At 69.4% G+C, this 6,589-nt stretch carries 9 protein-coding genes; 7 read left to right on the top strand and 2 right to left on the bottom strand.

Translation table 11 applies throughout. From position 1 onward, the window contains the following. Together AC0T5L_RS07600 and AC0T5L_RS07595 are read left to right on the top strand one after the other, a co-directional pair. On the top strand, positions 1-517 hold a 517-nt coding region (locus tag AC0T5L_RS07600), incomplete at its 5' end, for a cbb3-type cytochrome c oxidase subunit I (RefSeq protein ID WP_476164671.1). A gap of 135 nt (positions 518-652) precedes the next feature. Continuing rightward, positions 653-1,039: a hypothetical protein gene (locus tag AC0T5L_RS07595; protein WP_476164670.1), complete on the top strand. Its 387-nt coding sequence runs from the start codon at positions 653-655 to the stop codon at positions 1,037-1,039. On the opposite strand, the gene AC0T5L_RS07590 is transcribed toward AC0T5L_RS07595, so the two are convergent. Then, complete coding sequence (locus AC0T5L_RS07590) at positions 991-1,467, bottom strand: hypothetical protein (RefSeq protein ID WP_476164669.1); 477 nt, start codon at positions 1,465-1,467, stop codon at positions 991-993. The two genes, AC0T5L_RS07595 and AC0T5L_RS07590, sit on opposite strands and share 49 nt — an antisense overlap. Positions 1,468-1,686: 219 nt before the next feature. Here AC0T5L_RS07590 and AC0T5L_RS07585 point away from each other — a divergent pair, with 219 nt between their 5' ends. From AC0T5L_RS07585 to AC0T5L_RS07570, 4 genes are all read left to right on the top strand, one after another. Beyond that, entirely contained in the window at positions 1,687-2,322 is a 636-nt protein-coding gene (locus AC0T5L_RS07585; protein WP_476164668.1) for a biotin transporter BioY, read from the top strand. After that, positions 2,322-3,002, top strand: coding sequence for an energy-coupling factor ABC transporter ATP-binding protein (locus tag AC0T5L_RS07580; RefSeq protein ID WP_476164667.1), 681 nt, complete (start codon positions 2,322-2,324; stop codon positions 3,000-3,002). Before AC0T5L_RS07585 ends, AC0T5L_RS07580 begins: the two co-directional genes overlap by 1 nt. After that, entirely contained in the window at positions 2,999-3,613 is a 615-nt protein-coding gene (locus tag AC0T5L_RS07575; RefSeq protein ID WP_476164666.1) for an energy-coupling factor transporter transmembrane component T family protein, read from the top strand. Before AC0T5L_RS07580 ends, AC0T5L_RS07575 begins: the two co-directional genes overlap by 4 nt. A 143-nt stretch (positions 3,614-3,756) precedes the next feature. Then, positions 3,757-4,740 (top strand): serine hydrolase, encoded by a 984-nt coding sequence (locus tag AC0T5L_RS07570; protein ID WP_476164665.1) that lies wholly within the window; start codon positions 3,757-3,759, stop codon positions 4,738-4,740. A gap of 222 nt (positions 4,741-4,962) precedes the next feature. On the opposite strand, the gene AC0T5L_RS07565 is transcribed toward AC0T5L_RS07570, so the two are convergent. Further along, positions 4,963-5,721, bottom strand: a complete 759-nt coding sequence (locus AC0T5L_RS07565) for an SDR family oxidoreductase (protein ID WP_476164664.1) — start codon at positions 5,719-5,721, stop codon at positions 4,963-4,965. Between the two features lie 324 nt (positions 5,722-6,045). On the opposite strand from AC0T5L_RS07565, the gene AC0T5L_RS07560 reads away from it, so the two are divergent. Further along, the gene (locus tag AC0T5L_RS07560) at positions 6,046-6,543 is read left to right on the top strand and encodes an ATP-binding protein (RefSeq protein ID WP_476164682.1); all 498 of its coding nucleotides are present in this window, start codon (positions 6,046-6,048) and stop codon (positions 6,541-6,543) included. The last annotated feature ends 46 nt before the right edge of the window (positions 6,544-6,589 follow it).

Genomic DNA, 6,589 nt, shown 5'->3' with positions numbered 1-6,589 from the left:
CTCCTACTTCGTGGTGGCGCACTTCCACTACGTGGTGTTCGGCACCGTGGTGTTCGCGATGTTCGCGGGCTTCTACTTCTGGTGGCCCAAGTTCACCGGAACGATGCTCAACGAGACCCTGGGCAAGTTCCACTTCTGGCTGCTGTTCCTCGGTTTCCACGGCACGTTCCTGGTCCAGCACTGGCTGGGCGCCGCGGGTTTCCCGCGCCGTTACGCCGACTACCTGTTCAACGACGGCTTCACGGAGCTGAACCAGATCTCCTCGGTCTCGTCGTTCGTGCTGGCGGGCTCCACGCTGATCTTCTTCTGGAACGTCTACATCACCGCCAAGAACGCTCCCCAGGTCGGGGTGGACGACCCGTGGGGCTACGGCTGCTCCCTGGAGTGGGCGACGTCCTGCCCTCCGCCGCGGCACAACTTCGCGTCGCTGCCGCGGATCCGGTCGGAGCGTCCCGCGTTCGACCTGAACCACCCGCACGCCGCGGCCCCGGCGCACACGGATCCCGCGAGGCAGTAGCTATTCACGAGAACGCGGGTCCTTCGCGGAGGAGGCCCCTTCCGAGGTCCGTTTCCCCGTCCGAACGCAAGCTCGACGCCCGAGGTGGCCGAACGCCGCCGAAGGCGACCAGTTCTGGGTTGAAGGCGCATGGTTGTGAGTCCATCCCCCGGCGACAACTCACGGCGACCGCTCCTGGACGGCCACGCCGGTGCGGTCTGCGCCGTTCTCCTGTCGGTGGCCGCCCTGATGATGCTGTGGACATGGACCGGCCACCCCGCGTTCGCGGTGGCCACGTGCTGCACGGTGGCCGGTGTGTTCGCCGCGGGGTTCATGCGGTCCAGGGCGGGGTGGACCGAGCTGGTCGGCGGTCCGCTGGACGGCGCACGGATCCGAACGGCCAGGGCCGCAGGCCCACGAGACGCGGGCCTGGTCCTGGCCGTACCCGGTGGAGGACGGGCGCGTTACGGGCCCGACGGTTCCGGTCGCCTGGTCTACCGGGGCCGCGCCGGGAACGGTGGCCACAAGGACCCGGGAGGGTGAGGCGGCCCGCGCTCTACGCGCCCTCGCCTTCCCCCAGGTACGCGAAGGGCCATGACCAGACCCACCCCCATCGGAACCGACCACCACAGCTGGTGCCAGAACACGTCCCCGAGCTCCCGCCACGGGGTGGTGGCCACGGCGACACCCGTCAGAGCACCGAGGCAGTAGACCAGCACCCAGCGAGGTACCTCCACCGGCCGTCCGGGCAGCGCCCTGGTGGCGACCGCCACCACCAGAACCAGCGCCAACACCAGCCAGGCCAGGAGGAAGAGCCGCAGGCGCAGGGGGTCGGGGGCCGGAGCGTCCCAGGCCGACCACGTCAGGCAGAGGGCCGCTACCAGAAGCACCGACGCGCCGCCGACGGCGTAGCCGGTGGGTACGGGGGTCTGGGGGAGTTCCACTTGCCTGTCATCCGTTTCCCGTCTCATGTCCGTTGAGTGTTCCCGCGGCCATCCGGACTTACGCGCTTCCCCGTGAGGAATCGCGGACACGGTACCGGGTTCCCGAACCACGGTTGTGACCTGCGTCTCAGGCGAACTCCTACAACTTCGGGCGCGGGGAACTGTGCGTCCCGACCTCTTCCCCGGTCACCGGCATAACGGACAATGGGAGGTGATCCACTCCCACACCCCTGAGGGAATCCACCCATGCCCACGACCAGGAATGACGTCCGCTACAGGGGCCTGACCGCCCGAGACCTGGCCCTCATCGCCGTGTTCGCCGGGCTCATCGCCGCGCTCAGCGTCACCGTCGCCATCCCGCTGCCGTTCTCGCCGGCGCCGATCACCCTCCAGACCCTCGGCATCATGCTCGCCCCCAGCCTCCTGGGCTGGAAACGCGGCACCCTCGCCGTCGCCGCCTTCCTCGCCCTGGGCCTGGCCGGGCTCCCGCTCTTCGCGGGCGGGATGGGAGGTGTCGGAGTCCTGGCCAGGCCCTCGGCCGGGTTCATCATCAGCTGGATCTTCGCCGCCCTGGTCATCGGTGTGCTCACCGACCTCATGGTTCGCAACAGCCATGGCCGCTACCGCTTCTGGGCGGGCCTGGGCGTCAACGTCGTCGGAGGCGTCCTCGTCATCTACGCGATCGGCGTCCCCTGGATGGCCGTCGTCGCGGGCAGCGGAACCCTGGCCACCACCTACTCCATGCTGGCCTTCCTGCCGGGCGACCTCGTCAAGGCCGGCGCCACCGCCCTCATCGCCAGCACGGTCTTTCGCGCCTACCCCATCCCGCCCGCCGGGCGCCCGGTCGTCGAGGCCGGCAGCGACAACGGTGGAGCCGCCTGATGCTCCGCCTCAAGGGGGTCTCCCACTCCTACGACGACCGCGCCGTACTGCGCGACGTCACCCTCGACCTCGCCGAGCACCGTATCGGCGTGATCGGGGCCAACGGATCGGGCAAGTCCACGCTCGCCCGCACCCTCAACGGCCTCGTCGTCCCCGACGAGGGCCGGGTGTCACTGGGGGAGTGGGACACCCGGCGCCACGCCAAGCACATCCGGCGCAGGGTCGGCTTCGTCTTCTCCGACGCCGCCAACCAGATCATCATGCCCACCGTCGCCGAGGACGTGGAGATCGGCCTGCGCTCCCTGAAGCTCGATCGCGCGGAGACCAACCGCCGGGTTGAGGACGCCCTGGTCCGCTACGGCCTCGACGGCCACCGCGACCACCCGGGCCACCTGCTCTCCGGCGGCCAGAAACAGCTTCTCGCCCTGGCCTCGGTCCTGGTCACCGAGCCCGCGGTGCTGGTCTGCGACGAGCCCACCACCCTGCTCGACCTGCGCAACACCCGCATGGTGCACCGCACCCTCGACGGCCTCGACCAGCAGGTCGTGCTGTTCACGCACGACCTGGACCTGCTCGACGACTTCGACCGGGTCCTGGTCATGGACGCGGGTCGGGTGGTCTTCGACGGCGTTCCCGGCGACGCCGTGCCCTACTACACCAAGCTCATGGACAACCGATGAGTACCGTCGGCCTGTACGTCCCCGGCCACAGCCCCCTCCACCGCGCCCCGGCCGGGGCCAAACTCCTCGTGCTGCTGTTGGCCGGTGTCGGCCTCGTCGTCTGGGCCGACCACCGCGTCGCGGCCGGTGCCCTGGCCGTCGCGCTCGTGCTCTACCCGGTGGTGAGGCTGCCCCTGGGCCGGGCCGTGGCCGCGCTACGCGCACTGTGGCCGTTCCTGCTGGCCATCGGCCTGTTCCAGGTCCTGTTCGCCGACTGGCAGACGGCCCTGCGCCTGTGCGCGCAACTCGCCGCGCTCGTTCTGCTCGCCAACCTCGTCACTCTCACCACTCGCGTGCGCGAGATGCTCGACCTCTTCGAACGGATGGTCCGACCGCTCCGACACGTGGGCGCCAACCCCGACCGGATCGCCCTCGTCCTGGCACTCACCATCCGATCCATCCCGATGGTCGCCGCCGCCTGGCAGGCGGCCCAGGAGGGCTATCGGGCTCGGGGCCTGTCCGGTCGCCCCCACCTGCTCGTGGTTCCGCTGATCGTCCAGCTGCTGCGGATGGCCGACGCGACGGGGGAGGCGCTCGTGGCCCGGGGGATCGACGAGGAGACCCGGCACTGATGTGCCCAACGGTCCGCGTTAGCGGGAACGAAACGGTGGAATCCGGTACCGATTGAGCATCGGATAGTCGGATTCGCACGCATTTCGATGGATAATGAGTACCAGTCCACCCGAAGTAACGCGCCAACGAACCGGTGATTAGCGTGCCCCGGCGTCCTCCCCCCGCCGTGATCCGGGCCTGGTCCGTCGTCACCACGGCGGTCGCCCTCGTCGTCCTGATGGCCTTCGCCCTGCCCGGTGCCACCTCCGCCGCGAGCAGTACCCCTCCGGAGCCGGATCCGGCCCTGGTCCGAGCCCTGCTCTCCGAGGAGGCCTTTCCCCTGGTGCCCTTCGCGCCCCGCACCGGACCCGCCACCGGTGGGCAGGGCCTCGCTCACGACCAGCGCCAGGAGCTCACCGCGCGGATCGAGGCGCTCTCCGAGGAACGCGGCGCCGAATTCGGGATCGCCGTACAGGACCTGCGCACCGGCGCCACCTTCAGCCACAACGCACACCAGCAGTTCCCCACGGCGAGCGTCGTCAAGCTGACCATCCTGACCATGCTGCTCCTGCGTGCTCATGAGGAGGGGCGCGACCTCACCGGGGCAGAGCAGGCACAGACCTCCATGATGATCCGCTACAGCGACAACGACGTCACCGACGGCCTGTACTCGCGGATCGGCTTCACCGACGGCTTCGTGCGCGGTGCCCGAACCCTCGGCTACACCAGTACCGACCCCAACCCCCGGGGTGTGTGGGGTGCCACCAGGACCACCGCCGCCGACCAGATACGGCTGCTGCGCACGCTCTACTGTGACGAGAGCCCGCTGCCGGAGGAGGACCGAGCCTACGCGCGCGAGCTGATGGAGACCGTCGTCGCGGAACAGGCCTGGGGCGTGTCGGCCAGCGCCGGGCCCGCCGACACCGTGGGCCTCAAGAACGGATGGACGCCCCGGGAGAGCAACGGCGGCCTGTGGAACGTCAACAGCGTCGGCTACGTGGCCGGCTCCGAACGCGAGTACCTGATCGCGGTCCTCACCGACGGCAGCAGCGACTACACCACGGGCGTCGCCCTGGTGGAGGAACTGGCGTCCACGGTCACCGGTGCCCTGGAGGGCGCACCGGACCCCGAGCAGCTCAGCCGCTGACGCCTGCTCTCCGGGGCCTGGCCGCCTCGCCCCCAACAACTCGCGGCTCGGGTTTCCGGGGCGCCGCTGCAAGAATGGGGCCATGACCCCTTCCTCCCCCCGAACCGCCGTCCAGGCCGCCGCGGGCGGCGGCCCCACGCGGCCTGGCACACGTGTGCCCCGTCCGGCTGGGGCCGAACGGGGCACGACGGGGCAAAGCGAAGCCCCGGAACGAGCACGGACCTAGTCCAGCGGACCGCCGGCGACGTAGACGACCTGGCCGGACACGAACCCGGCGTCCTCACCGGTGAGGAAGGCGACCGTGTTGGCGATGTCCTCGGGGACACCCGCCCGGCGTACCGGGATCTCGGCCTCCTTGTAGGCCTTCATGTCCTCGTACTTGATGCCGATGCGCTCGGCGGTCGCCTTGGTCATGGCGGTCTCGATGAACCCGGGAGCGACGGCGTTGCAGGTCACGCCGAACTTGCCCAGCTCGATGGAGAGGGTCTTGGTGAACCCCTGGAGCCCGGCCTTGGCCGCGGAGTAGTTGGCCTGGCCCCGGTTGCCCTGCGCCGAGGAACTGGACAGGTTGACGATCCTGCCCCAGCCGTTCTTGGTCATGTGGGCCTGGGCGGCCTTGCTCATCAGGAACGCGCCCCGCAGGTGCACGTTCATCACGGTGTCCCAGTCCTCCACGGACATCTTGAACAGCAGGTTGTCGCGTAGGACACCGGCGTTGTTCACCAGGATCGCGGGCGGGCCTAGGCGCTCGGCGACGGTGTCGACGGCGGCGGTCACCTGGTCGGGGTCGGAGACGTCGCAGCCCACTGCCAGGGCCGTGCCGCCCGCGGCGGTGATGCGGTCCACGACCTCCTGGGCGTCGGACTCCTTCAGGTCCAGGACGGCGACGGCCCGACCCTCGCGCGCCAGGCGCTCAGCCGTGGCGGCACCGATCCCACGGGCCGCACCGGTCACGATGGCTACACGGGGCGTTGGGGACATGGTGTTACCTCCAGTAATTCACGTGGTGGGCGCGAGGGAATCATATCGGCATGCCAACCGGTCGGTAGGTACCCGGGGGTCGTTCGGGGAAGCAGTGCTACGGCAGGTTTGTCCCATATCAACCAGGCTTTACGGACGAGCCGAAGTTGGTCCTGCTGTTTGCCTGCACATCGTCGAGCCTTGGCCTACGATTGCTTGCAAGACCAAGATGCACGTGCATTCGAGCCGTGCAGAGGCACGCGCCCGCTCCGTACGCGGACACCGCGTACCCCGGAACGTGTCACTGCCGCTCGCACTGCGGTGCGTCAGGGAGGAGTGGAAGGCATGGAGTGTGCGGAGGCGGTGGCGGAACCGGCCGGCGGCTGGTGGCTCAAGGTCCTGACGCACGGTTCCCGACGCTGGAACACCCCCGTCTGCGGAGACAGGCACGACGCCGTCACGTGGAGCTTCGCGCCCCGGCCCCACGCTGTGGGCGCCGCACGCGAGATTTCCGAGGCTCTTCTCCACCAATGGGAGATGCAGTACTTGTCCAGCGATGTCGCGGTAGTCGTTTCCGAATTGGTCACCAATGCGGTCAGGCACGGTGACCCTCTGCCCTTGACCAGGCGCGGCGACGGGGGTATTCAGCTGTCGCTGATGCGCAGCGGCGGTGAATTCATCTGCGCGGTCCGCGACGGTGGAGATCGGCTCCCCGCGAGAAGGGAAGCCGAACTCTGCCTGGAGGGCGGCCGAGGGCTTGCCCTGGTGAGTGCTTTCGCGCGAGAGTGGGGCGTGATTCCCACGCCACCCGGCGGAAAGTTCGTGTGGGCGCAATTCGTATGAGTCGACCGCGGTTCCCGCCGCCGGACGGCCCGCCGGTCTCCCCGCC

Source organism: Nocardiopsis sp. TRM 82005, from assembly GCF_056312425.1.
The sequence above is the reverse complement of the archived record's forward strand: the minus strand, read 5'-3'. Positions and strand labels throughout refer to the sequence as shown.

Coding starts and splice junctions, on each gene's coding strand:
- AC0T5L_RS07590 (WP_476164669.1), bottom strand. CDS start 1,467: ATGAGACGGGAAACGGATGACAGGCAAGTGGAACTCCCCCAGACCCCC.
- AC0T5L_RS07585 (WP_476164668.1), top strand. CDS start 1,687: ATGCCCACGACCAGGAATGACGTCCGCTACAGGGGCCTGACCGCCCGA.
- AC0T5L_RS07580 (WP_476164667.1), top strand. CDS start 2,322: ATGCTCCGCCTCAAGGGGGTCTCCCACTCCTACGACGACCGCGCCGTA.
- AC0T5L_RS07575 (WP_476164666.1), top strand. CDS start 2,999: ATGAGTACCGTCGGCCTGTACGTCCCCGGCCACAGCCCCCTCCACCGC.
- AC0T5L_RS07565 (WP_476164664.1), bottom strand. CDS start 5,721: ATGTCCCCAACGCCCCGTGTAGCCATCGTGACCGGTGCGGCCCGTGGG.
- AC0T5L_RS07560 (WP_476164682.1), top strand. CDS start 6,046: ATGGAGTGTGCGGAGGCGGTGGCGGAACCGGCCGGCGGCTGGTGGCTC.